The sequence below is a fragment of the Sphingobium sp. RS1 genome (assembly GCF_056156825.1).
The window spans coordinates 695241-718698 of sequence record NZ_JBLZXE010000003.1 but is presented as its reverse complement, the minus strand read 5'-3'; the positions used below and the strand labels follow the sequence as shown (position 1 = coordinate 718698).

Annotated in this window: 21 protein-coding genes and 1 riboswitch; of the genes, 2 read left to right on the top strand and 19 right to left on the bottom strand. The window is 65.1% G+C overall.

Features of this window, described 5'->3' with window-relative positions:
• Positions 1-54 precede the first annotated feature (54 nt).
• From cobU to ACNHGR_RS23105, 14 genes are all read right to left on the bottom strand, one after another.
• A complete protein-coding gene (cobU, locus tag ACNHGR_RS23170) occupies positions 55-561 on the bottom strand; it encodes a bifunctional adenosylcobinamide kinase/adenosylcobinamide-phosphate guanylyltransferase (RefSeq protein WP_475289268.1) in 507 nt (168 codons plus the stop codon).
• A complete protein-coding gene (gene cbiB, locus ACNHGR_RS23165; protein WP_475289267.1) occupies positions 558-1499 on the bottom strand; it encodes an adenosylcobinamide-phosphate synthase CbiB in 942 nt (313 codons plus the stop codon). Before cbiB ends, cobU begins: the two co-directional genes overlap by 4 nt.
• On the bottom strand, positions 1492-2472 hold the full coding sequence (locus ACNHGR_RS23160) for a threonine-phosphate decarboxylase (RefSeq protein ID WP_475289265.1): 981 nt from the start codon (positions 2470-2472) through the stop codon (positions 1492-1494). The genes cbiB and ACNHGR_RS23160 overlap by 8 nt, the downstream gene beginning before the upstream one ends.
• Positions 2469-3188 (bottom strand): adenosylcobinamide-GDP ribazoletransferase, encoded by a 720-nt coding sequence (locus tag ACNHGR_RS23155; protein ID WP_475289263.1) that lies wholly within the window; start codon positions 3186-3188, stop codon positions 2469-2471. The genes ACNHGR_RS23160 and ACNHGR_RS23155 overlap by 4 nt, the downstream gene beginning before the upstream one ends.
• Complete coding sequence (locus ACNHGR_RS23150; protein ID WP_475289261.1) at positions 3185-3754, bottom strand: histidine phosphatase family protein; 570 nt, start codon at positions 3752-3754, stop codon at positions 3185-3187. The genes ACNHGR_RS23155 and ACNHGR_RS23150 overlap by 4 nt, the downstream gene beginning before the upstream one ends.
• The gene (cobT, locus tag ACNHGR_RS23145) at positions 3754-4767 is read right to left on the bottom strand and encodes a nicotinate-nucleotide--dimethylbenzimidazole phosphoribosyltransferase (protein WP_475289259.1); all 1014 of its coding nucleotides are present in this window, start codon (positions 4765-4767) and stop codon (positions 3754-3756) included. The genes ACNHGR_RS23150 and cobT overlap by 1 nt, the downstream gene beginning before the upstream one ends.
• A complete protein-coding gene (locus tag ACNHGR_RS23140; RefSeq protein ID WP_475289257.1) occupies positions 4764-5171 on the bottom strand; it encodes a DUF1636 domain-containing protein in 408 nt (135 codons plus the stop codon). Before ACNHGR_RS23140 ends, cobT begins: the two co-directional genes overlap by 4 nt.
• The gene (locus ACNHGR_RS23135) at positions 5171-5707 is read right to left on the bottom strand and encodes a hypothetical protein (RefSeq protein ID WP_475289255.1); all 537 of its coding nucleotides are present in this window, start codon (positions 5705-5707) and stop codon (positions 5171-5173) included. Before ACNHGR_RS23135 ends, ACNHGR_RS23140 begins: the two co-directional genes overlap by 1 nt.
• A 38-nt stretch (positions 5708-5745) precedes the next feature.
• On the bottom strand, positions 5746-7698 hold the full coding sequence (locus tag ACNHGR_RS23130; protein ID WP_475289253.1) for a TonB-dependent receptor plug domain-containing protein: 1953 nt from the start codon (positions 7696-7698) through the stop codon (positions 5746-5748).
• Between the two features lie 153 nt (positions 7699-7851).
• Positions 7852-8040, bottom strand: a riboswitch (cobalamin riboswitch).
• Positions 8041-8052: 12 nt separating this feature from the next.
• Entirely contained in the window at positions 8053-9348 is a 1296-nt protein-coding gene (locus tag ACNHGR_RS23125) for a cobyrinate a,c-diamide synthase (RefSeq protein ID WP_475289499.1), read from the bottom strand.
• 2 nt (positions 9349-9350) lie between these two features.
• A complete protein-coding gene (locus ACNHGR_RS23120; RefSeq protein WP_475289251.1) occupies positions 9351-9899 on the bottom strand; it encodes a TetR/AcrR family transcriptional regulator in 549 nt (182 codons plus the stop codon).
• A gap of 40 nt (positions 9900-9939) precedes the next feature.
• Complete coding sequence (locus tag ACNHGR_RS23115; RefSeq protein ID WP_475289249.1) at positions 9940-11547, bottom strand: GMC family oxidoreductase; 1608 nt, start codon at positions 11545-11547, stop codon at positions 9940-9942.
• Positions 11548-11555: 8 nt separating this feature from the next.
• Positions 11556-13745, bottom strand: coding sequence for a PQQ-dependent dehydrogenase, methanol/ethanol family (locus ACNHGR_RS23110; protein WP_475289248.1), 2190 nt, complete (start codon positions 13743-13745; stop codon positions 11556-11558).
• 8 nt (positions 13746-13753) lie between these two features.
• Positions 13754-14668: an SDR family oxidoreductase gene (locus ACNHGR_RS23105; RefSeq protein WP_475289246.1), complete on the bottom strand. Its 915-nt coding sequence runs from the start codon at positions 14666-14668 to the stop codon at positions 13754-13756.
• 96 nt (positions 14669-14764) lie between these two features.
• Here ACNHGR_RS23105 and ACNHGR_RS23100 point away from each other — a divergent pair, with 96 nt between their 5' ends.
• Positions 14765-15262, top strand: coding sequence for a nuclear transport factor 2 family protein (locus tag ACNHGR_RS23100; protein WP_475289244.1), 498 nt, complete (start codon positions 14765-14767; stop codon positions 15260-15262).
• A 121-nt stretch (positions 15263-15383) separates the two neighbouring features.
• Here the strand turns inward: ACNHGR_RS23100 and ACNHGR_RS23095 are convergent, their stop codons facing one another.
• From ACNHGR_RS23095 to ACNHGR_RS23085, 3 genes are read right to left on the bottom strand one after another with little or no spacing between them, the layout of a single operon-like run.
• Positions 15384-15890: a twin-arginine translocation signal domain-containing protein gene (locus tag ACNHGR_RS23095; protein ID WP_475289242.1), complete on the bottom strand. Its 507-nt coding sequence runs from the start codon at positions 15888-15890 to the stop codon at positions 15384-15386.
• Positions 15887-16282: a c-type cytochrome gene (locus ACNHGR_RS23090; protein WP_475289240.1), complete on the bottom strand. Its 396-nt coding sequence runs from the start codon at positions 16280-16282 to the stop codon at positions 15887-15889. Before ACNHGR_RS23090 ends, ACNHGR_RS23095 begins: the two co-directional genes overlap by 4 nt.
• The gene (locus ACNHGR_RS23085) at positions 16282-17820 is read right to left on the bottom strand and encodes an FAD-binding oxidoreductase (RefSeq protein WP_475289238.1); all 1539 of its coding nucleotides are present in this window, start codon (positions 17818-17820) and stop codon (positions 16282-16284) included. The genes ACNHGR_RS23090 and ACNHGR_RS23085 overlap by 1 nt, the downstream gene beginning before the upstream one ends.
• 152 nt (positions 17821-17972) lie before the next feature.
• On the opposite strand from ACNHGR_RS23085, the gene ACNHGR_RS23080 reads away from it, so the two are divergent.
• Positions 17973-18809 carry a p-hydroxycinnamoyl CoA hydratase/lyase gene (locus tag ACNHGR_RS23080; protein ID WP_475289237.1) on the top strand — a complete coding sequence of 279 codons (837 nt, stop codon included), beginning with the start codon at positions 17973-17975 and terminating at the stop codon, positions 18807-18809.
• A 12-nt stretch (positions 18810-18821) separates the two neighbouring features.
• On the opposite strand, the gene ACNHGR_RS23075 is transcribed toward ACNHGR_RS23080, so the two are convergent.
• Together ACNHGR_RS23075 and ACNHGR_RS23070 are read right to left on the bottom strand one after the other, a co-directional pair.
• A complete protein-coding gene (locus tag ACNHGR_RS23075) occupies positions 18822-20234 on the bottom strand; it encodes an efflux transporter outer membrane subunit (protein ID WP_475289235.1) in 1413 nt (470 codons plus the stop codon).
• An 11-nt stretch (positions 20235-20245) separates the two neighbouring features.
• Positions 20246-23431 (bottom strand): efflux RND transporter permease subunit, encoded by a 3186-nt coding sequence (locus ACNHGR_RS23070; protein ID WP_475289234.1) that lies wholly within the window; start codon positions 23429-23431, stop codon positions 20246-20248.
• Positions 23432-23458 lie beyond the last annotated feature (27 nt).

The following is a 23458-nucleotide window of genomic DNA, read 5'->3' as shown; positions in this document are numbered from 1 at the left end:
ACTCATAGTAACAATCGTTATGATTGTTGCAAGAGAAGAGTGGAGGGAGAGTCGCTATTTGAGGCGCATCGGCAGGCCCGCGGCCATGAATACCGCTTCGTTCACGCAAGCGGCCACAGCCTGATTGATGATACCGGCGACATCGCGGAAGCGGCGCGCCAGTGCATTGTCCGGGACAATGCCCAGCCCGACCTCATTCGCAACTAGGATCACCGGTCCCTGCGCCTCACCGAGCGCTCTCACCAGCGCGACGGTCGCAGCGTCGATATCACGGTCCGCCAGCAACAGATTGGACGCCCATAAAGTCAGGCAGTCGATCAGCAGTACGCGGTCCGCCGTTGACTCCGCTCTGACCACCGTCGCCAGATCTAAAGGCTCTTCGATCGTGCGCCAGCGCGGGCCACGCTCCTCGCGATGCCGTGCGATTCGACTGTCCATCTCCTTGTCTAACGCTTGCGCCGTGGCGACGAACAAAAGCGCACCGGGCAGGGCTTCGGCGCGGTTCAGGGCATAACGGCTCTTGCCCGACCGCGCGCCACCCAACACGAATAACAGACTCATGACAGCCTCCATGCAGATAATCCGGCCACCAACGCCAGCAGCAGACAGGCCCGCACATAGAGCCGCAATGCCGCCGCGATGTCGTGAGCCTTCAGGTCGCGCCGGCCCGCCCCGATCCAGGGCTTGTCCTGTGCCAAGCCGTCATAGGCGATCGGCCCGGCCAGAGAGATGTCCAACGCGCCCGCCATGGCCGCCTCCGGCCATCCGGCATTGGGGGAAGCATGGCGACGTGCATCGCGCAGCATGATGCGCCATCCCCGTGCCGCGGCCAGACAGAGCAGCAGACCCGACAAGCGTGCAGGGATGAGGTTGAGCAGATCGTCCAGTCGCGCCGCCGCCCAGCCGAAGGCGCGCCAGCGCAGTTCGCGATGGCCGATCAGGCTGTCGGCAGTATTGATCGCCTTATAAGCCCATAGCCCCGGCAACCCGCCCAGCATCAGCCAGAGCAAAGGTGCGACAACCCCGTCGCAGAAGCTCTCGGCCAGACTCTCGATCGCCGCCCGCGCCACGCCCGCTTCGTCCAACTTATCCGTATCACGCCCCACGATCATGCCGACCGCCGTTCGCGCGTCTTCAATCCGTCTTTCACGCAACGGCGCTGCAACGGCGCAAACATGACGATAGAGGCTACCCGCTGCCAGCCCCGGTACTGCGAGCAAGGTGATGCCGATCCAGGCCCAGCGCCCTGCGCCCCATCTCAACCCTTGTTCCAGCAGCAATCCCCCGCCGATGGCGACCATCAACAGCAGAAGCACGCATGCCATGCCAGCCAGCCGACGCAGCGCCTCCGCCCGTTGCGGCCGGTTCCACCGCTGTTCACACCTATCGATAATCGCGGCGAACGCGCCGACCGGATGACCGATCCGGCGATGCAATGCAGCGGGCCAGCCGATCGCTGCCTCGATCGCCAAAGCGAGCAGGGCAACAGGTTCAGCCATGCCCCAACGCCCGATCCAATCGCGCCAGCCCTTCCTCATCCGGCGGCAGGCCGATCCGCAGCCAGCGCCTGTCCTCCTCGAACGGACGGGTCAGGATCGCCTGTCGGGCCAGCCGCTCGAACAGCGCCATCGCGTCATCCGTGACGATCAGCCGGAAGAGTGGGCAGGCGCCATGCGGATCGAACCCATGCGCCCGGAATATCCCGTCCAGCATCGCGGCCTGTCCGTTCAACTGCCCCCGTGTCGCTTCGATCCAGTCGTGATCGGCATAGGCTGCCGCCCCGATCACCAACGCCGCCGTCGAAAGCGGCCAACTGCCCAACCGCTCGCGAAACCGTGCGATGATGGTCCGTGGCCCGATCACGAAACCCAGCCGCAGCCCTGCCAAGCCGAAGAATTTGCCAAAGGAGCGGAAGAGGATGAGTCGCTGGCCGTCATCGACGCGATGCGCCAAACTGCTATCCGGCAGGCAATCGGCATAAGCTTCGTCCAGCACCAGCCAGCCGCCATTGTCCGTCTGGCGTTGCAGCAGCGCGTCAAGCGTCGGCTGATCCAGCAAACGACCGTCCGGATTATTGGGATTGGCGAGCAGCAGGATCTTGCCAGCCGGATCGTCCACGCCCGGGATAAAGGCCCGACTGCCGGGTCGGATGTCGCGATGGGTGCGGTAGCAGGCTGCGCCGTGCAGCACATCGCCCGGCAATAATTCACCCAGCAGCCGCAGCCCCGCCTCGCTACCGGGGAGCGCGCAGCAATGCGCCGGATCGACGCCGAAATAGTCCGCCGCAGACCGCTCCAGCGCCGCCAGTTGCGTATCGCAGGGCAGTGCCCGCCAGTCGAAAGTCGGTGCCTTCTCCACAGGCCAGCTGTCAGGATTGATGCCGGTCGACAGGTCGACCCATGGCGCAGGCCCGTCGCCAAAGAAACGCCGCGCCGCGTCAAGCTTGCCGCCATGATAGGTCCAATCGGTCATGCAGCGTGAACCAGGATCAGCGAGGCCAGCAGCAGGGCGCTTTCGACCAGTTCGATGCCTGCGCCATGGCCGTCGCCGGATAGGCCGCCGATCCGCGACAGCAGCCACCAGCCCCAAAAGCCGAACAGCGGTAGTGCGCAGAGCAAGGCCGGGAACCAACAGGCCGCGAACAACAGCGTCGCCGTCCATAACGCCAGATCGACCGGGCGGACTGCGAGCCGAAAACGTGCGCCCAGCCCATCATGCAGCGGCGGCAGACACCGGCTCCACCAAAGCGGACCGATCCGGGCCGCGAAGGGCAACAGGGGCAAAGCCGCGAGCGTCCCGGCCTCGATCAGGCCATGCAGCAATATCAGCTTGGCAATCAGTTGCAGCCCCACCGCCGTCACGCCCATCGCGCCGACATGGGGGTCGGCCAGCACGGCCAGCAGCCGTTCGCGTCCTTTATGCGCCGCAGCGGCCGCATCAGCCAGGTCCGCCAGTCCATCCAGATGCAGCGCGCCCGTCACCCAGGTCCAGGCGAGCAATGCCAGCAGCGCGCCGGTCCATGGATCGATCCGGACGCCGACCCAACCCGCCGCAGCGACGATGATGCCAACTACCAGACCCGCCGCCGGGAACCAGCGGATCGCGGATGCAAAATCTGCTTCCTGCGATACCACCCGTGGCAGTGGCAAGCGGGTCATGAATTGCAGCGCAAGGATGAAGCCCTTCATGCCGCCAGCCCGACAATTTGCGCCCAGCGCGGCTCTCCCGGCCAGAGCCGCAATGTGAGGCAGGCGGCATAGGGCAGGTCGAACGCCCAGAGCTGGCGTTGATCGAAACCGCAGAGCAGCGCCAAGGCCGCCCGCATCGCGCCGCCATGGGTCACGACCAGAGTTGGCTCCGCTGGCAGCGCTGCAATCGCCCCATCGATGCGCATCGTCAGCCCGGACCAGCGCTCTCCATCCGGCGGCGGGCACGCATCGGGATCGGTGTAAAAACCCGCCAGTGCAGCGGCATCCAGCGCCGCCGGATCGGCACCATCCCAGCCGCCGAAATCCAGTTCGCGCCAACGCCTGTCGATCTGCGGCGCAATGGCACGCGGCGCGGCGATGGCATCCGCGGCTTGCCGTGCGCGCAAGAGGTCGGAGGAAAATATCGCTCCGACTTCCAGCGTTGCCGCCCGCGCAACACAGGCAGCCGTCCCCGCCTCTGTCGCGGGCCAATCCTTATGCCCGAGAAGCCGGCCGGTAACAGCAGGCGCCCCATGGCGCATCAGGTGAAGCAGCCTGCCCTGCATCAGCCTTCCGACACGCCAGCGTCGGCAAAGGTCGCCATCTGGTCATGCGCGGCCAGTGCGGAACGAACCACCGCAGCCGCCACGGCGCCGCCGCTCCCCTCGCCCAGGCGCATGTCGAGATCGAGCAGCGGCTGCAATGCCAACCGGTCGAGTAGCCGCCCATGCGCGGCCTCGGCAGAGCGATGACCAGCGAGGATATGGTCGGTAATGGCCGGAACCGAGGCTGCCAGCGGCGCCAGGGCGGAAGCGCAAATGAAGCCGTCCAGCACCACCGGCACATGATGGTGGCGCGCGGCCAGCATCGCGCCCGCGATCGCGGCGATTTCCCGCCCGCCGACCCGGCGCAACGTCTCGAAAGGTGTGAGGAGTGCGTCGGCATGACAGGCGATCGCCAGTTCGACCACCTGCCGCTTCACGGCCAGACCATGATCGTCGATGCCCGTCCCGACGCCCACCCAGTCCGCCGCGCTGCCGCCAAAGCTGCGCAGGCACAGCGCGGCGGCCGCCGTCGTATTGCCGATGCCCATTTCGCCCAGCAACAACAGGTCCAGCCCCGGATCGACTGTTTCCGCGCCAATGTTGAGCGCGGTCAGGCACTCTGCTTCCGTCATCGCCGGCCCGGCCGTGAAATCGGCGGTCGGCTGGTCAAGCGCGATCGGCACCACTTGCAAGTCCAGCCCGGCCGCTCCCGCCAGCGCATTGATCGCCGCCCCACCCCTGGCAAAATTGGCGACCATCTGTGCGGTCACTTCCGGTGGGAAGGCGCTGACGCCATGACGGGTCACGCCATGATTGCCGGCAAAGATCACCGCCCGGCCGCGATCGATCCTTGGCCGGGCACGCCGCTGCCATCCGGCCATGAAGATGGCAATTTCCTCCAGTCGGCCGAGCGATCCGGCAGGTTTGGTGAGTTGCGCCTGACGGGCAGTGGCAGCGGCGCGACAAGCCTTGTCGGCTTGAGGCAAGGATGCCAGTGCAGCATCAAAGGCGGCAACGGTGGGAAAGAGGCTCATGTCGCGACGAAACCGGCCGGCGGCATCCGGACGATGAAATGTCCCTTCACCCCTTGCGGCCAGTCGGCATAGCGCACCTGTCCATGCTCGCTCGCCGCATGATGGACAGCATAGTCCAGGATCGCCCGAGCAGCCTCCTCATCCGGGGTGAAGCGACCCAGCACATAGCCGATCTTGCCGGGCGCCCGCAGATGGACGGTGCAATGGTCGGAACAGGCAAACAGGCAGGGCATATCCTGCACCGCTACCCCGTCATACCGATCCGAGCCAGCCTTTACCCGACGCAAAGCCTCCGCCAGCCGAGCGCCGCCACGCACGCCCTCCGCATCCTCTCGCGCCTCCGGCGAATGGCGGCAGCTGCTGCATACCACCACCGCCGGGCTATCCTCGACCGCGCGCAGCATCAGGCAACCACCGAACGACGCAGCAAGCCGCTGCGATCAATCAGATTTTGCAGGACCAGCAGCCCTGCCAGGATCATGGCGTAGCGCACAAACTGCCGTGCCATGATATCCGGCGCAAAGGCCGCCCAGCCAGAGTCGAGCAGGAAAGCGCCAACCAGGACCACCAGCTTGAACAAGACAAAGGCCGTGCCATAGGCCGCAACCAGGCGGAGCGTGGAACGCGCACCAGCCAACCGCCCGGCCACCCCGTCCGCGCCCAGCAGCGCGGCGATCGCGGCCAGCGCCATGGTCACGGCCCAGACGCCGTTCTCACCGGTCATCTCATAACCTAGCATGCAATAGCCGACCCCCTGCGACACTGCCCAGGCGGCAAGCATCAGGATGATGCCCTCCTGCCGCCGGACATACAGCGCGGCGACGGCCGCCAGCGCGGGAAAAGGCGTGGCGCAGGCCAGCGCCAGCGTCGTCACTGTGCTGGCCAATGTCATCAATCCGACCCAGAGATGGCGGGCGGTGGCGGGGGACAGGCTCTCCATGGTCGTGCGCTCCTTGTCATAGGGGATGTCAGTCGGGATCAGAACCGCGCCCGCAAGCCGGCATGGATGCTACGACCCAGCTGACCGTAGCGGCGGGCGGTTTCATAATATTCGTCGAACAGATTCTCGACCCGGCCGAACAGGGTCAGCTTCCCCAGCACCGGCATTTCGGCGCGCAGATCGACCAGCGTGTAGGCCGCATTCACAAAGGGTGCGACCGTTGCGCTGGTACGCGCGGTATCCAGCGCCTTGCCCGACCAGCGGACCGTGACAGCCGTGCTGAGGCCGAAGGCCCAGTCGTAGCGCGCCGTGCCATTGGCCGCATGGCGCGGACGCCGCGCCAGCTGGTTGCCGTAGTTGAGGCCGGGTGACCGGTCCTCCCCCGACACCCAGCTATAATTGCCGTCGAGCGTCAATCGACCGACATGGGCGATCCCGGCCAGTTCCAGTCCATGCGCCTCGCTGCGCTGGACATTGGCATAATAGCCAAAGCGCGGCGTGGTCGTGCCGGGCGCGTAGCAAAGCGCGGGCCGGTTGGTCGTGGGGCAGCCATTATAGGTGATGAGATTGTCGGTGCTGCGGTCGAACCAGGTCGCCGACAGGATCAGGCCATGGTCGAACAGATGCTGTTCGATGCCGGCATCCCAGCCATGCGACTTTTCCGGGACCAAAGCCGTGTTTCCATAGTCGCTATAGAGCTGATAGAGGGTTGGCGCCTTGAATCCCTCGCCATAGCTGGCACGCAGGATCGTGCTGTCCTTGGCCAGTGCCCAGGCTGCGCCCGCGCCGAAGACGCTATTGCCGCCGAAGGTCGAATGATGATCGTAGCGCACGCCGCCATTGAGCGTCAGCCCGGCCAGCGGCTCGACATTGAGTTGCGCGTAGAGGCTGTCGATATCGGCCGATCCGCGGATCGTCGCATAGGCGGCGAGATTGTCGGAAGGTGAGGCGGTGCGCATCCGCTGCTCCTCCCGCTCCGCCCCGAAGGTCGCGGTCCAGCCTTGCGCGATCGTCAGTACGCCCTGATATTCGTAGCGGTTGGTTTCGCCCTTCGCAGCGAAGCTCAACTGCCGCAGCTTGCGTGACGGGTTGATATTGTCACGTACCGTCTCGCTGCGGCTGAAGGACAGGCGGTTGTGCAGCCCGCCGCCGAACAGATCGGCATTAAGGCCGGCATAGCCGATCCATTCCTCAACTTCCGAATATTCGGGGCTGTCCGGCACAGTGCCGGCGCTGTCGATATCAGTGCGGCCCTTGGCATAATAGCCGCGCATATCAACCGATATGCCCGGTGCGAGCGCGACCCCCAGCCGGCCGTTGAGCGTGCCATTGGTGTAGCCGTCCTTCTCCTTCGCACCATAGCGCGGGCTGATCGCGGAAATGCCTTCCGTCGTGAAGCGGCTGCTGGCGATCTGCCAGTCGACCGCGCCCTGCCGGCCACCCAGCGCAGCGCGGGCACTGACGGTATCGCGTGATCCCGCCTCGATGTCGAAGCTGCCTTCGATAGGCCGCTCGGCACGGGCAGTCACGACATTGACGACGCCGCCAATGGCCTGGCTGCCCCAGAGAATCGACTGCGGCCCGCGCAATATCTCGATCCGGTCGATGTCGCCGGTCATCAGCGTCGCGAAATTATAGCCACCGCCGGTAGAGGAGGGATCGGCCAGCTTGACGCCGTCGACCACCAGCACGGTCTGGTCTGCCTCTGCGCCGCGAATGCGGATCGACGTCGCCGTGCCATAGCCGCCATTGCGGGTGAAGCTGACGCCGGGCGTGCGGATCAAAAGGTCCGATACCGTCAAAGCCTGCGCCGCGTCGATCGCCGCCTTGTCGAGCACCGTGATGCTCGATGCAACCTGCTCGATCGCCTGCGGCTGGCGCAGCGCGGTCACGATCACGTCGCCCGCATCCTCGGCCAAGGCCGGGGTCGAGAAGCCCGGGATGGACAGGCCCGCCAGAATGAAAAGTCCGCTCTTTGAAATCCAGTGCATGATAATCCCCCAGCCTGTGACAGGACCGGGCGGACGCGACACGGCAGCGGTGCCGGGCATCAGGGCGCACGACATCGCCACCGCGCGAACCCGCACGGTCAGCTTGTCGTTGCGCGAGGATATCCTCGTTCGACCGGCACACCCTGTCCGGACGAAGAACGACCGCGACAGGCAGGTCTCCTGGCTTGCGGGTCCATGCCGTTTCGAAGCGCCTTCTCGGGATGTTCATCCCAATGGCCTGTGCCTCGATGGCTCGCCGCTCACAGTTGCAGGGGCAGCCGGGGTCTTGAACCCCGTTCCCTTTTGATCCCCTTGCGGGGAACCTGACGCAATGGCCGCCCTAATCGAGTCGGGTCAGGCGATCAAGTGGAAGAAGCCGCCGGTTACCTGGCCTGCACGGTGGCCAGCCGGCGCGAGCGGCTGGCCTTCGGCATCGGCCATGTCGGCCAGTGCTTCGCCGTCGCTGGCAGTGATGCTGGCATAATGGAATTCATGGCCCAGCAGTGCCTGCCCGGCAGCGGCGAAGCTGCTGTCCTGTCGCAAGCGGGCGTGGCGATAGCCCAGGGTCATGCGCCGACGCGCAAAGCTGCTATCCAGCGGCAACAAGCCCGCCATTGCGTGCACGGCGCCATCACCATCCTCCAGCGTGCGGCCCAGCACCATGTAGCCACCGCATTCCCCATGGACCGGTCGACTTTGCGCGAAGGCGCGAAGGCCCGTCAGAAAGTTGTGATTGGCGGCGATCCGTCCGGCATGGAGTTCCGGATACCCCCCCGGCAGCCAGCAGGCATCGCAATGGGCCGGCGGCGCTTCATCCGCCAGTGGCGAGAAGAAGTGCAGTTCTGCCCCGGCCGATCGCCACCAGTGCGCCATATGGGGGTAAAAAAAGCTGAAAGCCGCGTCGCGGGCGATGGCGATTCGCTGTCCAGGCGGGCGGATATTGGGGTTCTGCGCCGGGACATCCATCGTTGCTCCCGCCGCTGCCTGGATCGCATCCAGATCGCATTGCGCCGCCACCCGTTCCGCGATCGCCGCGATCCGCGCGTCCAGTGCCTCCGTCTCGCCCGCCTGCACCAGCCCCAGATGACGGGACGGCATGGCCAGACCGTCATCCGTTGAAATCGCGCCCAGCAGGGGCAGGCCGATGCGTGCAAAGCCATCCTCTATCATGCGGCGATGGCGCGGGCTGGCGACGCGGTTTGCAATGACCCCGGCAATGGCCGGTGCGCCGGGAAAGGTTGCACAGCCATGGGCGACCGCCGCCACCGTCTGCGCCGCAGCGCGGGCATCCACGACCAGCAGCATCGGCCAGCCGAGCAAGCGCGCCATATCGGCAGAAGCGCCCGACTGCCCCTGTGCGCGTGCGCGGTCATACAGGCCCATCGCACCTTCTGCGACAACGAGTTGGACAGTTGATGCGGCGTGCGCGGCCAGCCCGCCCAGCATGGCCGGCGCCATGGCGAAGCCGTCCAGATTGATCGAGGGCCTCCCGGTGGCGGCGGCATGAAAGGCCGGGTCGATATAGTCCGGGCCGCATTTGGCGCCCTGAACGGCGATGCCGCGATCGGCGAAGGCGCGTTGCAGGCCGATCGTCACCATCGTCTTGCCAGCACCCGAAGCCGGGGCGCCAATGACGAGCCCTCTGCCCAGCGTCACAGACTGTCGTTCCCCGAGGCAAAACCCTGCACCAGCGCGATCAGGCTGGCATCGACGGCAGCGTCGATCTCCACCAGTCGGGCGATGTCGCTCCCCTGAGGACCGGTGGCAAAGCCGGTCCAGCCGGTAATCAAGGCCTGCACCGCCGACTGGATCATCATGCCGCGTTGCGGGGACAGACCCATCGCCCTGATGTGCGCGCCTAGATGATCGGCGATGGCCTCGATCGAACCGACATGCGCCGGCGCAGCGGCGATCAGCATGGCCGCATCGCGGGTCGCGCGCTGCTTGCGCCAGAGCGCCTGCCCGAAACGAACCATCCAGTCCGTCCACGGTCCACCCGGCGCCACATCGGCCAGCGCCTCGAAGAACAGGCGGGTCGACATTAGCGCCAGCAGATTCTGCTTGTCGCCGACATGGCGGGCGAGCGAGGGCGCCTTTGCATCGAGGCGCGCTGCAACATTGCGGAGCGACACAGCCTCCAGCCCCTCTTGCTGCAGCAGGGCGATCGCTTCATCGACAATCGCGTCACGACTCAGTTTCATGCCCGCCTTGTGGCAAAGCCGCCGGCTCGCCGCCAGCGCCTCAGTTGCGACGGAGCTTTTTCAGCACATGGTCCGCGCCCTTGTCGCCGATCATGATCGCGGTGGCATTGGTGTTGCCCGCCGGCAGGGTCGGCATGACGGAGGCGTCCGCCACCCACAACCCGTCGATGCCGATGACGGCGAGATCGGAGTCGACCACCGCCTGTGGATCATCTGTCCGGCCCATCTTCGCCGTGCCGACCGGATGGTAGAGCGGGATCGACGCCATGCGGACATAGCCGCGCAATTGCTGCGGATCGATCAGCGCCGCGCCGGGGCGCAATTCGCTCTTTATATGGGTTGCGATCGGTGTTTCATTGAGGATGGCGCGGGCGATGCCGATGCCCTCTACGATCTGGTCGATATCATCGTCGCTGCCAAGTTGGCGATGCTCGATTTTCGGCGGCGCAAACGGATCGGCGGAGCGCAGACTGATGCGGCCGCGATGACTGGGGCGCATCAACCCGACCAAGGTGGAGACGGATGGCGTCTTGCGCAGCATCAACCGGCCCTGCTCATCGAAGTCGAAGGCGAAGGCGGCGAAGCTGATCTGGAGATTGGGGGCGGGGAGATCCGGCCGGCTCTTCACGAAAGCCTGGGCATGGCCGATCGCGGTGGTTAGCGCGCCGCGCCGTGCAAGGGCATAGCGCAGCAGTTGCCATGCCCCTCGCAAGCCTTGCGCATCACTATTGAGCGTGCGCACATCGACTTCGTTCACGACATGGGTGCCGACATGGTCCTGAAGATTGGCGCCGACCCCCGGAAGGTCACGCACCACGGCAATGCCATGGGCGCGCAGATGATCGGCCGGACCGATACCAGAGAGCATGAGGAGGCGCGGCGTGTTCATCGAGCCGGCGCTCAGCACCACGCCATACCGCGCGCGCAGCGTTTTTTCGACGCCATCCTGCCAATAGACGATGCCGATCGCACGGCCCTGCTCGATCAGGATGCGCAGCAGTTGCGCTTCCAGCAGGACATTGGGCGCTTTGCCGCCCCGTCGATCGTGCAGATAGCCGCGCGCTGCCGAACAACGCTCGCCGCGTCGCTGCGAAACTTGCACATAATCGACACCCTCGGCATGTTCGCCGTTGAGATCGTGCGAGCGGGGGATGCCCGCTGCCTGCGCCGCGGCGATCCACTGGTCGGTGATCGGATAGCGCGCGCGGCCTTCCGACACGGCGATCGGACCTCCCGTGCCACGCCATGTGTCGGCGCCGCGCTCATTATCCTCCATCCGGCGGAAATAGGGCAGGACCGCCTCATAGTCCCAGCCTGCCGCGCCCTGCCGCGCCCATTCATCATAGTCCCAGCGATGACCGCGAATGAACATCATACCGTTCAAGGCACTGCCGCCGCCCAGCATCTTGCCCGCCGGCCAGATATCCGCCCGGCCACCCAGAGACGGGTCCGGCTCGACCTGATGGCACCAGTCATAGGCCGGGTTCTGGACGATGGCGCTGGTCAGCGCGGGGATGCGCGAGCGCATATGCCGGTCGGTCCCGCCAGCCTCGATCAGGGTGACGGACAGGCCCGCTTCGGCCAGCCGCCCGGTCATCGCGGACCCGGCCGATCCGCCGCCCACGACGATGATGTCGGTGTCTTCCATGGTCGTTCCTAGAAATTGGACATGATGGCGGCGCTGGGCGCGTCGATCGGCTTGCCGGCGGCTTTCAGCTTCAGTTCGCGTTCGCGCAGCGGCCCCTGCTCGGCGATCAGCCAGGCGTGGATGGCGTCGACATCCTCGACGCTCAGCAGGTCGTCCCAGCGCGGCATGCCGTTGGGGAGCAGCAGCCCATCTCGCACGATCTGGTTGAAGACATCATGCGTGCCTGGCTGCATCCGGCGCAAATCCGGCGCGGTGGAGCGCAACTGGTTGCTGTGGCAGATGGCGCAATTCTGGAAGAAGAGCGCCTGCCCCTTCGCAATGGTGGCGGGCGTCACGCCGGGCTTTTGCGCGGGTGGCGCCTCGGCCGGTTCCAGCGGCGGCAGGGGTGTGGGCTGCGGCACCGGACCGCCGTCCAGCTTGAACACCAGGATGCGGTTGGCATTGCCGTTACGATAGGCGGCCGAATAGCGCGGCACATAGCCCCAGCCGCCGCCGCCGAAACCAGTCGCGACCGCGATATATTGCACGCCCTTCACCCGGTAGGTCATGGGCGCGGCCATGATCGAACTGCCGGTGTCGATTTCCTTGATGCGCTTGCCAGTGTCGGCATCGCGGACGATCAGCTTGCCGCCGATCGTGCCATGGACGATCAGGCCCGACGCGGTGGAGAGCATGCCCATCCGGTCCTGCCACCCCTCGGTCGGGACCGACCAACGCGCCTTGCCGGTCAGCGGGTCGATGGCGCGCAACTCGGAAGAATAAGGCTTTTCCTTCACCCACTGCATTTCGGGCAGCTTTTCCACCTGTTCCCGGATCGCGGGCGGCAGGGTGGGCAGCACCGCCTGCAATTGCGGAGTGAAGATAAGCGTCGTCTGGACGTTCAGCGCCTTGGGCCGGCGCGCTTCGGCAGGCGTGCCGGGCGGCACGGTGAACATCAGGTTCCCCATGTCCAGCACCGAGGCATAATAGCTTTTGCGTTCGGCGTCATAGGCGGCGGGATACCAGTTGCGCGCGCCGGCCGAGGCCGGGAAGATGAGACGCGGTCCGTTCCAGAAATCGGTGCGGTCCGGCGTCATCTGCGGCACGCCATTCTTGTCGAAACCCTTCGTCCAGTTGGTGCGCACCAGCGGATTGACGCGCAACGGCTTGCCGGTTTCGCGATCCAGCACGAAGAGATAGCCGTTCTTGGGGGAATGGAGGATGACCGGGCGGACCTGCCCGTCCACCTCCATCTCGGTCAGCACCATCGGCTGCGTGGCGGTGAAGTCCCAGCTGTCGCCGGGCGTTTCCTGATAATGCCATTTGACCGCGCCGCTCTTGGCGTCGAGCGCGACGATGGAAGAGAGATAGAGGTTGGTGCCGCCCTTGGGCGAGCGCGTGGCGATCGAATAGGGGCCGCCATTGCCGACACCGATATAGACGGTGCCGAACTTGGGATCATAGTTGATCGCGTCCCATACGGTGCCGCCGCCGCCGATATCCCAGCGGCTTTTGGCGTCCCAGGTCTTGAGCGCGGTGTCGAGCGCCTTGTCCTCCTGCGGACCCTTGGCCGGATCGTGCGGGACGGTGTAGAAGCGCCAGGCCTGCGTGCCGTCGGCGATGCGATAGGCGGTGACATAGCCGCGCGTGTCATATTCCGCGCCGGCATTGCCGAGGATGACGAGATCGCCCGCCACTTCGGGCGCGCCCGTGCTGGTATAGCCGCGGCTATGATCGACCACGGTGTCGACTTTCCACAGGATTTTCCCGCTCTTGGCGTCGAGCGCGTAGAGCATGCCGTCGAGCGCGCCGACCATCACCTTGCCATTGGCGACGGCCACGCCACGATTGGCCTGATCGCAGCAGGCGGACCGGTTCGCCTGCATGTCCACCTCCGGCTCGAAGGTCCAGAGCGGCTTGCCGCTCGCTGCGTCGAGCGCATAGACGCGGCCGAGATTGCCGCTGGTGTACATGACGCCATCGACCACCACCGGCGTCGCTTCCTGCACGCGGTTGGTGTTGAGGTCATAAGACCAGGCGAGGCCGAGCTTGCCGACATTGCCCTTGTCGATATCGGTCAGGCGCGAATGATGGCTGCCCCAGACATCGCCGCCGGTATAGGGCCAGTCGTCGCCCGCACCGCTTGCGCCACCCGGTCCGCGACCGCTGCAGGACGACAGCGCAAGCAGACCAGCTATGATCAGCAATGACTTCTTCATGCAGTTCATCACAGGGGCCAGCTTTCCTTGTGCGCCAGCATCACGTCGCGCAGGCTTTTGGGCTTGCGGCCGGTGATCTTTTCCACCCAGTCCGTCCTCTGTGCAAAATAGCCTTCGCGGATGGACTGGCCGAAGGTGACCATGTCGTCGCTGGACCAGGGGATTGGCCCGTCAGGAATGATGTCGGAGGCGTGACGCGGTGCGCCGAGCGAATCGAAATAGGCGAACATCGCCTCGTCATTGACGGCTTCCACCACGATCGGCTTACCGGCCAGTTCGCTGGCCAGCGCCATCGCCTGCGGAATGGTGATGAGGTCGGGGCCGGTCAGCACATAGGCTTTATTCTCATGGCCTGGCTGGGTCAGCACGCCGACAGCCGTCGCGACACAATCGTCGCGGCTGACGAAGGCGACCGGACCGTCCCCGCAATTGTCGGGCTTGCCGCCGAACATCAAGGCGGGGATCGTCATCGGCCCGGCAATCGCCTCGGCATATTGGCTGTCGCGCAAGTGAGTCCATGCTGCGCCGGAGGCTTCGATAATCTCCTCGGTCGCGCGGTGGTCGTTCTTGACGATCGCCGGATTGCCGGGCGCGTCGGCGGCGATGATCGAGGTGTAGACGATATGCCGGACGCCGGACGCGACCGCCGCCTCCACCGCATTTCGATGCTGACCGACACGCGTGCCGACGCGCGCCGTGCTGATGAGCAGCATCCTTTCCCCGCCGGCCATGGCGGCGGGGAGGCTGGCGGGATCGTCGAAATCGGCGAAGCGGACGTCGGCCCCACGCGCTGCGAGGTCGGCCAGCCTGGCCGGGGTGCGGGTCAGCAATATCGCGTCCTGCGGCGCGACCTTTTCCAGCAGCAGTTCCGCCGCAGCCCGGCCGAACGAACCCGAAGCGCCTGAAATGATGATCTTCCCCATGCGTCCTCTCGCTTGCATGATGCCATGTCTTGTTGCAGATAATCGTAACGAATGTTATTATTGCGTCAAGCCATAGATAAAAGGAGAGTGACTATCATGCCTTCCCTTCCGATCGAGGACAGGATCGCGCTGCAAGACCTGATCGCCGCCTATAGCTGGGCGCTGGATACCGGCGATGTCGACGGGCTGGTCGCCTGCTTCACCCCCGACGCACGCATGGTGGAGGAAGTTTTCGACGATCCCGACATCTGGGAAGGGCATGAGGGGATTCGCGGCATCGCCGAACATTATCGCAATGCGCCGGGCTTCCCGGGGCGACAGCATCATGTGACGCAGACCCAATATATTGCGCAGGCGGATGGGAGTTGCACGATGCGATCCTTCGCCTTCGTGACGGAGTGCGAAGGGGAGCCGCCCTATCTGCTGCGCTTTGCAGGATGGTATGACGATCATGCGGTGAAGGACGCGAACGGCCAGTGGCGCTTTCATCGCCGTACCGTGCGGCTGTGGGATGGCGAAGTGCTGAAGAATTTCCCCGGTCGGGGGGAATGGGTACCGCGCAAGCGACCGGATTCGCTGATTATCCGGCGGTGACTGGAGCGCTAAGTTTCCCATGAGAACCGTTCGTCCTGAGCTTGTCGAAGGACTGTTCTTCTTTTCGACGCCGAAAGAAAGGACGGCCCTTCGACAGGCTCAGGGCGAACGGCGTTTTAAATCAGCGACGGATCATCATCCAACTAAGTGCGGGCGTGATGTGGCCGGAGGGCGGGACGCCGCATTGGCCCGTCTTGTCCAATGCCAGTTCAGCAAAGGCTTCTGGCCAAGTCCCATCGGAGAGCTGCGCCAGCTTGGCAATAGTAGCGCCGTCCGGCGCGCAGTGAGCTACCGTTGACCCATTGCCATGGCGCACCAACGCCACGCGGCGATACCCCTCTTCCGCCGCGATCTCGCCAACCAGCAGTTCATCGCTCCTCCGTGTCACGGCAAAGATCGCCGCTGGCGCGGAGCAAAGCAATCGCCGCACCTGCCGCACTCGATCGCCTGCCAGCGCAACAGGCTGTACCCCCAGCAATTGCGCACGCGCAGCGAAGCGGCGACCGGCTGACAGTTGGGGATCATGCAGCAGGAGCGGCTGGGTTGCCGCCTCCGCCTGTCCGCCCGCCAGCGCTGCCGATGCAATGGCCGCGCTCGCCAGAAAGCCCCGCCGGGACAGGCCACTCATGGCTTTGCCCCCTTGGCCAGATGCTGCGCGATCAGTTGAAGGTCGGCGTCGCTCACTTCGCCGCGTGGGACGGCTGGCATGTTGCCGATGCCCATGCGGGCGGCCTGCACGACATAATCGACCGTCAGGTCGGTGCGCTTTTCCAGCAAGGGCTGATCGGTACGCCGCGCCAGCAGACCCGTGCCCATGCCGCCCGGCCCATGGCACATGGCGCATTTTTCCAGATAGAGTTTCTCGCCCGGAGCCGCTTGCGGCCGCGACGACAGGGTTTCGGGCGCGGGCAAGGGGGGTGGCCCCTTGGGTGCCTCCTTCGGCGCTTCACTCGCGCGGCCACAGGCGGCGCCGGCCAATATCAGCGCGGCGCCAGTCAGCACGATCATCCCCCGGCGCATCAGCCCTGCCCTCCCGCATGGCTGCTGGGCCAGATGCCACTCTTGCCCGGCGCGATGATGCCCTTGGGATCGAGCGCATCCTTCACCTTGCGGTTGAGCTGCCCCAGCGCGCCCTTGTTATAATCATAGGTATCCGCAACCGCGTCCATATAGTCGAGATGGGTGCGATATTCGCCATAGCCCTGTGCCTTCGCGTCGGCGATGAGATGTTTGAGGAAGGGGTCGACCCGGCCCATCAGGTCGGCGTCATCCTTGTTGATCAGCACGGCGTTGACGTTGATGAGGTGGCGCTCGCCAAAGGCGAAGCTGGCTTGATAGTCCATGCCATATTCCTTGTAGCGGGCGTAGGTGCGCTGGAACTGAGCCTGCGCGGCCGCGCCCGATTGCGGCAATATGGGCGAGAAGCCGATATGGCCGCCGCGCCCGCCATGCCAGTTGGCATTCTGCATCGGCATGGTGAGCGGCGTGCCGGTCCAGCCGGTCGCCTCCAGCGGTTCGCCACTCTTCCATGTGGTCGGGCGCAAGGACATGGGTTTGAGCTTGCCCAGTTCCTGCTCCAGGATCGCATAGGCGGCCTTGTTGACCGATTCCCGACCGTAAAGGCGCAGGCTCACCCCCCACCAGCCGACGTTGAATTTCTTGCGGATGGCCGCGATCACATCATCAGGCAGCGCGCCGGGCTTGTCAGTCCACTGGTCGCGGGTCGTGACCACGGCGGCGGCGCGCAGCCAGTTGCCGATGGTGGGCGACTGCTGCAACAGCCCTTCGCGGCGGAGCGGCGCGATCGCGTCGATCAACGGTCCCAGATCCTCCGGCCGGTCGAATTCCAGATCCATGCCCATCAGCGATTCCGGCGCGGGCATCAGCCATAGGCCCATCTTGGTGACGATGCCGAAATTGGACTGAACAAACATCTGATCCCAGCCGGGGCCGAAGCCGAAGCGATAAAGCTGCCAGGTCGGTGCGCCATCCAGCGCGCCCATGCCGGTGCGCACGACCAGACCGTCCGCCATCACCGCTTCGATCCCGCAGATACGCGTCGCATGCTCGCCATAGGGGGTATAGCCCATGCCGCGATCCAGCGCATTGCCGACCACCGATCCCCAGCTATTGCCGGGCACCGACAGCCAGTGCTTCATACCCCGCGATTTCAGGAAATCGTACAGATCGTAGAAGCCGACGCCCGGCTCCAGCAGCACCGTGCCGTTCGCCTCGTCATAGTCGATCTTCTTCATGCGGCTGAGGTCTAGGACCACCGATCCCGCCAGTACCGGCGCCGACCCGCCATAACCCAAATTCTTGCCCCGGCTGATCGGCCAGAGGGCGATGCCGCGTTCCGACGCGATACGAACGATCGCCTGTATCTCCTCCACGCTGGCAGGCGCGACCGCACCGGCAGGATGATGACGGGCGTCGTCGATAGCGAACTTGTCCTGATAGCTCGCCTGATCCTCCTCCGCGAAGAAGACATGATCCTTGCCGACGATCGCGGCAAAGGCTGCAATCGTCGCCGGCGCTATCTGGCCCTTCTCATTCATCCCACCTCACTCCGCCGATCGTGCCGGCGTTTTTAATAACGATCGTTATTATCTTAAGACGTGACCCGCTTGTCAAGCGAAGCTGCAAAAAGCGCTTGCCTGTCTGCCGCATCAGATTGTATGCCTATGATACATATTGCAGGAGCAGGATCATGGATGAGCAGGACGTCGTTTCGGTACATGTCGAGAACCGCATCGCCTGGGTGAATTTCGCCCGCCCCGCCAAGCGCAACGCGATGAGCCCGACGCTCAACCGGCGCATGATGGAGGTGCTGGACGAACTGGAATATCGCGACGATGTCGGCGTGCTGGTGCTGGGCGGCGAAGGCACGGCCTGGTCGGCGGGCATGGACCTGAAGGAATATTTCCGTGAAACCGAAGCGCAGGGCCTGCGCGGCGTGCGCAAGTCGCAGGCGGAAAGCTATGGCTGGTTCCGTCGCCTGCGCTGGTATCAAAAGCCGACCATCGCAATGGTCAATGGCTGGTGCTTTGGTGGTGGCTTCGGCCCGCTCTTCGCCTGCGACCTCGCCATCTGCGCCGATGAGGCGCAGTTTGGCCTCAGCGAAATCAACTGGGGCATCCTGCCTGGCGGCGGCGTGACCAAGGTGGTGGTCGACCTGCTCCCCATGCGCGACGCCATGTGGCTGACCCTGACCGGCGACCTAATCGACGGCAAGGCGGCGGCGACCATGCGGCTGGTCAATGAAAGCGTGCCGCTGGAGCAGCTCAAGACGCGCACGACCGAAGTCGCCGAAATGCTACTGAAGAAGAATCCGGTGGCGCTGAAATTCGCCAAGGATGCCGTCCGCCGCGTCGGCACCATGACCTATGACGAGGCGGAGGATTATCTGGTCCGCATGCAGGAAGCGGCCAATTTCCACGACAAGAGCGAAGGCCGCAAGGAAGGCATCCGCCAGTTCATCGACGAGAAGAGCTACAAGCCGGGTCTGGGCAGCTATGACCTGAGCAAGGCGAAGACCTCGGCCTGATGCTGTTGGGGGTCAGGCCTTAGCCTGACCCCATCCACCGCCCAGCGCGCGAAACAAGTCGACCTGCGCGAAGGACACGGCGCGGGTCGCTGTCGCCAGATCGGCTTCGGCGCTGGCGAGCGTCCGCTGTGCATCCAGCACGGTCAGGAAGTCGATCTGTCCTTCGCGTTGCCGGGCAAGGCTGATCCGCGCGGCGCGAGCCGCTTCGTCCCGCGCGGCGCTCAGCGTCTGCGCCCGTTCGATCGCATGGGCATAGGCGGACAAGGCGCGTTCGGTTTCCTCCAGCGCCTGCAACATGGTGCCGTCGAAGGTGGCGAGCGAGGCTTCGCCGTCCGCCTTGGCCGCGCCGATGCGGGCGCGGATCGCCTCCTGGTTGGGAAAGGCCCAGCTGATGAGCGGTCCCAGCACCCAGTTCAGTGGCCCGCCGCCGAACAAATTGCCGCCGCCCAGCGCCGTGCTGCCGACCGATGCGCCCAGCGAAATGCGCGGGTAAAGATCGGCAGTGGCCACGCCGATGCGCGCGGTGTCGGCCGCGAGCCGGCGTTCCGCCGCGCGGACGTCCGGCCGTCGCGCCAGTAGCGCCTGACCATCGCCAACCGGAATTGGCTGCGACAATTGCGGGGTGCGGGTCGCGGCGCGGACTGTATCGGGCAATTGTTGTGGCGTGCGCCCGGTGAGCGTGGCGAGGCGGAACAGCGCCGCGTCGCGATCAGCCGCCAGCGCGGGGATCGTCGCCTTCTGCTGGTCGCGCAGCGTCGTTACGCGAATGACATCCAGCCGGTCCGACCGGCCAGCCTCGAACCGGGCGCCGGTGATGCGGATCGACTGGTCGAGCAACCCGACCGTGCGCTGCGCTACCGCCAGCCGTTCCGACGTGGCAGTGACGTCCAGATAGGCGCGCACCGTATCGGCGATCACCGCCACGCGCACGCCGTCGGCATCCGCCTGCGCCGCGGCATAATCGCCACGGGCCGCTTCCACGCCGCGCTTTACCCGACCGAACAGATCGACTTCATAACTGACGTCGAGGCCGCTATCGAAGACCCAATTTTCCCGGTCAAGGCCGGGCAGGGATTGGGCCGCGGAGGTGCGGTTATAGGTTTCGGATGCGCCAAGGCTGGTCTGGGGCAGGCGATCCGACTTGGCACCGCGCAGCGACGAGCGCGCCCGCTCGATCCGCGCCACCGCCACGCGAATGTCCGTGTTGGCGGTCAGTGCATCATTGACCAATGTGTCCAGCAACGGATCGCCATAGAGGGTCCACCAATGATCCTGTGCCGCTTCTGCGCTGACGGTCGGACTCGCTGCCCCGATGAAGGGGGCGGCGGCCGTGGCCGGGGTTGCGGGCGCCCGATAATCCGGCCCGGCAGCGCAGGCTGTGAGGGCACTCGCGCCGAGCAGCAAGGTAATGAAGTTCCTTGTCATGGGTCTTGTCCTTATTCGGCCGGCTGCAATGCCGCAGCATCGGCTTGCCCGCGCCGGCGGCGGGCGAAGCGATCGCCCAGCGCGCGGCACACGACATAGAAGGTGGGGGTGAAGAGCAGGCCGAAGGCGGTCACACCGGCCATTCCGAAGAAAACGGCCGTACCCAGCGCCTGCCGCAGTTCCGCCCCTGCACCAGTCGCGATCACCAGCGGCACCGCCCCCAGAATGAAGGCGAAGCTGGTCATCAGGATCGGGCGCAGACGGGTCTGCGCGGCCTGAACAGCGGCCTCGATCGGTGACAGGCCCTGTTCCTCCTCCGCCTGCTTGGCGAATTCGACCACCAGAATGGCGTTCTTCGCCGCAAGGGCGATCAGCACGACCAGACCGATTTGCGTCAGGATATTATTGTCCATCCCCCGCAGGTTCACGCCCAGCATGGCAGCGAACAGGCACATTGGCACGATCAGGATGATCGACAGTGGCAGCGTCAGACTTTCATATTGCGCCGCCAGCACCAGGAAGACGAAGAAGACCGCCATGCCGAACACCAGACCGGCAGTGTTGCCTGCGCTGACCTGCTGATAGGCAACGCCCGTCCATTCGCCGCTGTAACCGGCCGGGGCGGCGGCAGCCAGCTTCTCCATCGTGGTCAGCGACTGGCCCGACGAATAGCCCGGCGCCGTGTCGCCGTCGATTTCCACCGCCGGCAGCAGGTTGTAGCGGACCACGCGATAGGGACCGGTCTTGTCCTTGAAGGTCGAGACGGAGCCGATCGGCACCATCTGGCCGCTGTTCGACCGGGTCTTGAGGTTGGCGATATCGGCCACCGTGCCGCGATGTTCCGCATCGGCCTGCGCAGTCACGCGATAGGTGCGGCCCAGCAGGTTGAAGTCGTTGACGAAGGACGACCCCAGATAGACCTGCATCGCTTCGAAGATGCGCTCGGGCGGAACACCCAGCAGGTCGGCCTTGCGCCGGTCGACATCCGCGTAGATGCGCGGCGTGCCGACATCGAACAGGGTGTAGACCATCGACAGGCTGGGGGACTGGTTCGCCTTGGCGATCATGTCCTGTGCCACCTTGTTCAGTTCGGCATAGCCGCGATCCTCCCGGTCCTCCAGCATCATGCGATAGCCACCGGCCGAGCCGATGCCCTGAATGAGCGGCGGGGGGACGAGCAGGATGCGCGCCTTGTCATAGCCGGCGACGGCCTTGTTCGCCTGTTCCATGATGCCGGCATAGGTGGCTCCGTCTTCCTTGCGCTCGGCAAAGCTCTTGAAGGGGAAGTAGATCGCCGCACTGTTGGGCGCCTGCGTCTGTGAAGGACCATGAAAGCCCGCGAACATCACCGCCCCGCGCAGACCCTTAATCGGCAGGATTTTCGCTGCGACTTCGCGCGTCACCTTGTCGGTGCGTTCGAGAGAGGCACCGGAGGGGAGTTGCACCACCGCAAGGAAGTAACCCTGATCCTGCGCCGGGATGAAGCCGCCGGGCGTCACCCAGAACAGGGCGATGGTGGCGGCGATCAGGCCCGCATAGGTCAGCAGCATCTTCTTGGGACGGGCGACGAGGAAGCGGGTGAGGCGGCCATAGCCCGCGCTCATCCGGTCGAAGCCGTCGTTGAAATGGTCGACCAGCACGCCCAGCTTCTGCCGCCAGACCGGATCGCCGCTGCGGTCGCGCGGGCCATGCTTGGCCTTGAGCAGGAGAGCGGCGGCGGCGGGCGACAGGGTGAGCGAGAGGATCAGCGAGATAACGGTCGCGGTCGAGATGGTGACAGCGAACTGCTGATAGAAGGCGCCGGAAATGCCGGTGATGAAGAGCGTCGGCACGAACACGGCGCACAGCACCAGCACGATCGCGATCAGCGCGGTCGACACTTCATCCATGGAGACGCGCGCGGCTTCCAGCGGCGACATGCCATTCTCTATGTTGCGCTCGACATTCTCGACCACGACGATGGCATCATCGACGACGATGCCGATGGCGAGGACCAAACCGAAGAGCGACAGGTTGTTGAGGCTATAGCCAAGACCCGCAAGGATTGCCGCCGTACCGATCAGCGACACCGGGATGGCGATGATCGGGATGATCGCCGCGCGCCAGTTTTGCAGGAAGACCAGGATGACCAGCACGACCAGCAGCACCGCTTCGATCAGCGTGTGATAGACGGCGTCGATCGACTGGCTGATAAATTCGGTCGGGTTGTAGATGATGCTATATTCCAGGCCCTTGGGGAAGCGCTTGGACAGTTGCTCCATCTCCGCCTTCACCTTCTCCGCGGCGTCAAGCGCGTTGGAGCCGGGGCGCTGCATCGTCGCGATGACGACGGTGGGCTTATTCGACAAATAGGTGTTGGTGCCATAATCCTGCGCGCCCAGTTCGACGCGGGCAACGTCGCGCACGCGCACCTGACGGCCATCGGCGTCGGAGCGGATGACGATGTCGGAAAACTGCTCCGGCGTGTTCAGGCGGCCCTGCATTTCCACGCCAAGCTGGAAGGCTTCGCCACGATCATAAGGGGGCTGGCCGATCGAGCCGGCCGATACCTGCACATTCTGCGCTCGCAGGGCGGAGACGACTTCGCCTGCGGTCAGGTCCAGCGCGGCGGCGCGATCGGGGTCGATCCAGATGCGCATCGCATAGTCGCGCGATCCGAACATCTGCACATCGCCCACGCCATCGAGCCGGGCTAGCCGGTCACGCACCTGCGTCAGCGCATAGTTGGAAATATAGTCGCGGTCGAACGTGCCGTCGGGCGACTGAAGGTTCACGACCATCAGGAATTCGGGCGTGGTCTTGCGCGTCACGACGCCCAGCCGCTGCACCTCTTCGGGCAGTCGCGGCGTGGCGACGGCGACGCGATTCTGCACCAGCACCTGCGCGGCATCCAGGTCGGTGCCGATCTTGAAGGTGACGGTGATGACGACCTTGCCATCGCCGGTCGACTGGCTGCTCTGATAGAGCATGTCATCGACGCCGTTGATTTCCTGCTCGATCGGCGCGGCCACGGTCGATGCGACCGTTTCCGCCGATGCGCCGGGATATTGGGCGGATACCGTGACCGTGGGGGGCACGATGTCGGGATATTGGGATACCGGCAGGCCGATGAAGGCCAGCGCGCCGACCACGGTGATGACCACCGCGATCACGGCGGCGAAGATCGGCCGGTCGATGAAGAAACGGGAGAAGCGCATCGGATCATCCTTTGCGAACGAGCAAAA

Coding starts and splice junctions, on each gene's coding strand:
- ACNHGR_RS23075 (WP_475289235.1), bottom strand. CDS start 20,234: ATGACAAGGAACTTCATTACCTTGCTGCTCGGCGCGAGTGCCCTCACA.
- ACNHGR_RS23140 (WP_475289257.1), bottom strand. CDS start 5,171: ATGCTGCGCGCGGTCGAGGATAGCCCGGCGGTGGTGGTATGCAGCAGC.
- ACNHGR_RS23120 (WP_475289251.1), bottom strand. CDS start 9,899: ATGAAACTGAGTCGTGACGCGATTGTCGATGAAGCGATCGCCCTGCTG.
- cobU (WP_475289268.1), bottom strand. CDS start 561: ATGAGTCTGTTATTCGTGTTGGGTGGCGCGCGGTCGGGCAAGAGCCGT.
- ACNHGR_RS23105 (WP_475289246.1), bottom strand. CDS start 14,668: ATGGGGAAGATCATCATTTCAGGCGCTTCGGGTTCGTTCGGCCGGGCT.
- ACNHGR_RS23160 (WP_475289265.1), bottom strand. CDS start 2,472: ATGACCGATTGGACCTATCATGGCGGCAAGCTTGACGCGGCGCGGCGT.
- ACNHGR_RS23070 (WP_475289234.1), bottom strand. CDS start 23,431: ATGCGCTTCTCCCGTTTCTTCATCGACCGGCCGATCTTCGCCGCCGTG.
- ACNHGR_RS23080 (WP_475289237.1), top strand. CDS start 17,973: ATGGATGAGCAGGACGTCGTTTCGGTACATGTCGAGAACCGCATCGCC.
- ACNHGR_RS23100 (WP_475289244.1), top strand. CDS start 14,765: ATGCCTTCCCTTCCGATCGAGGACAGGATCGCGCTGCAAGACCTGATC.
- ACNHGR_RS23115 (WP_475289249.1), bottom strand. CDS start 11,547: ATGGAAGACACCGACATCATCGTCGTGGGCGGCGGATCGGCCGGGTCC.
- ACNHGR_RS23155 (WP_475289263.1), bottom strand. CDS start 3,188: ATGAAGGGCTTCATCCTTGCGCTGCAATTCATGACCCGCTTGCCACTG.
- ACNHGR_RS23130 (WP_475289253.1), bottom strand. CDS start 7,698: ATGCACTGGATTTCAAAGAGCGGACTTTTCATTCTGGCGGGCCTGTCC.
- cbiB (WP_475289267.1), bottom strand. CDS start 1,499: ATGGCTGAACCTGTTGCCCTGCTCGCTTTGGCGATCGAGGCAGCGATC.
- cobT (WP_475289259.1), bottom strand. CDS start 4,767: ATGAGCCTCTTTCCCACCGTTGCCGCCTTTGATGCTGCACTGGCATCC.
- ACNHGR_RS23085 (WP_475289238.1), bottom strand. CDS start 17,820: ATGAATGAGAAGGGCCAGATAGCGCCGGCGACGATTGCAGCCTTTGCC.
- ACNHGR_RS23135 (WP_475289255.1), bottom strand. CDS start 5,707: ATGGAGAGCCTGTCCCCCGCCACCGCCCGCCATCTCTGGGTCGGATTG.
- ACNHGR_RS23090 (WP_475289240.1), bottom strand. CDS start 16,282: ATGCGCCGGGGGATGATCGTGCTGACTGGCGCCGCGCTGATATTGGCC.
- ACNHGR_RS23110 (WP_475289248.1), bottom strand. CDS start 13,745: ATGAAGAAGTCATTGCTGATCATAGCTGGTCTGCTTGCGCTGTCGTCC.
- ACNHGR_RS23095 (WP_475289242.1), bottom strand. CDS start 15,890: ATGAGTGGCCTGTCCCGGCGGGGCTTTCTGGCGAGCGCGGCCATTGCA.
- ACNHGR_RS23150 (WP_475289261.1), bottom strand. CDS start 3,754: ATGCAGGGCAGGCTGCTTCACCTGATGCGCCATGGGGCGCCTGCTGTT.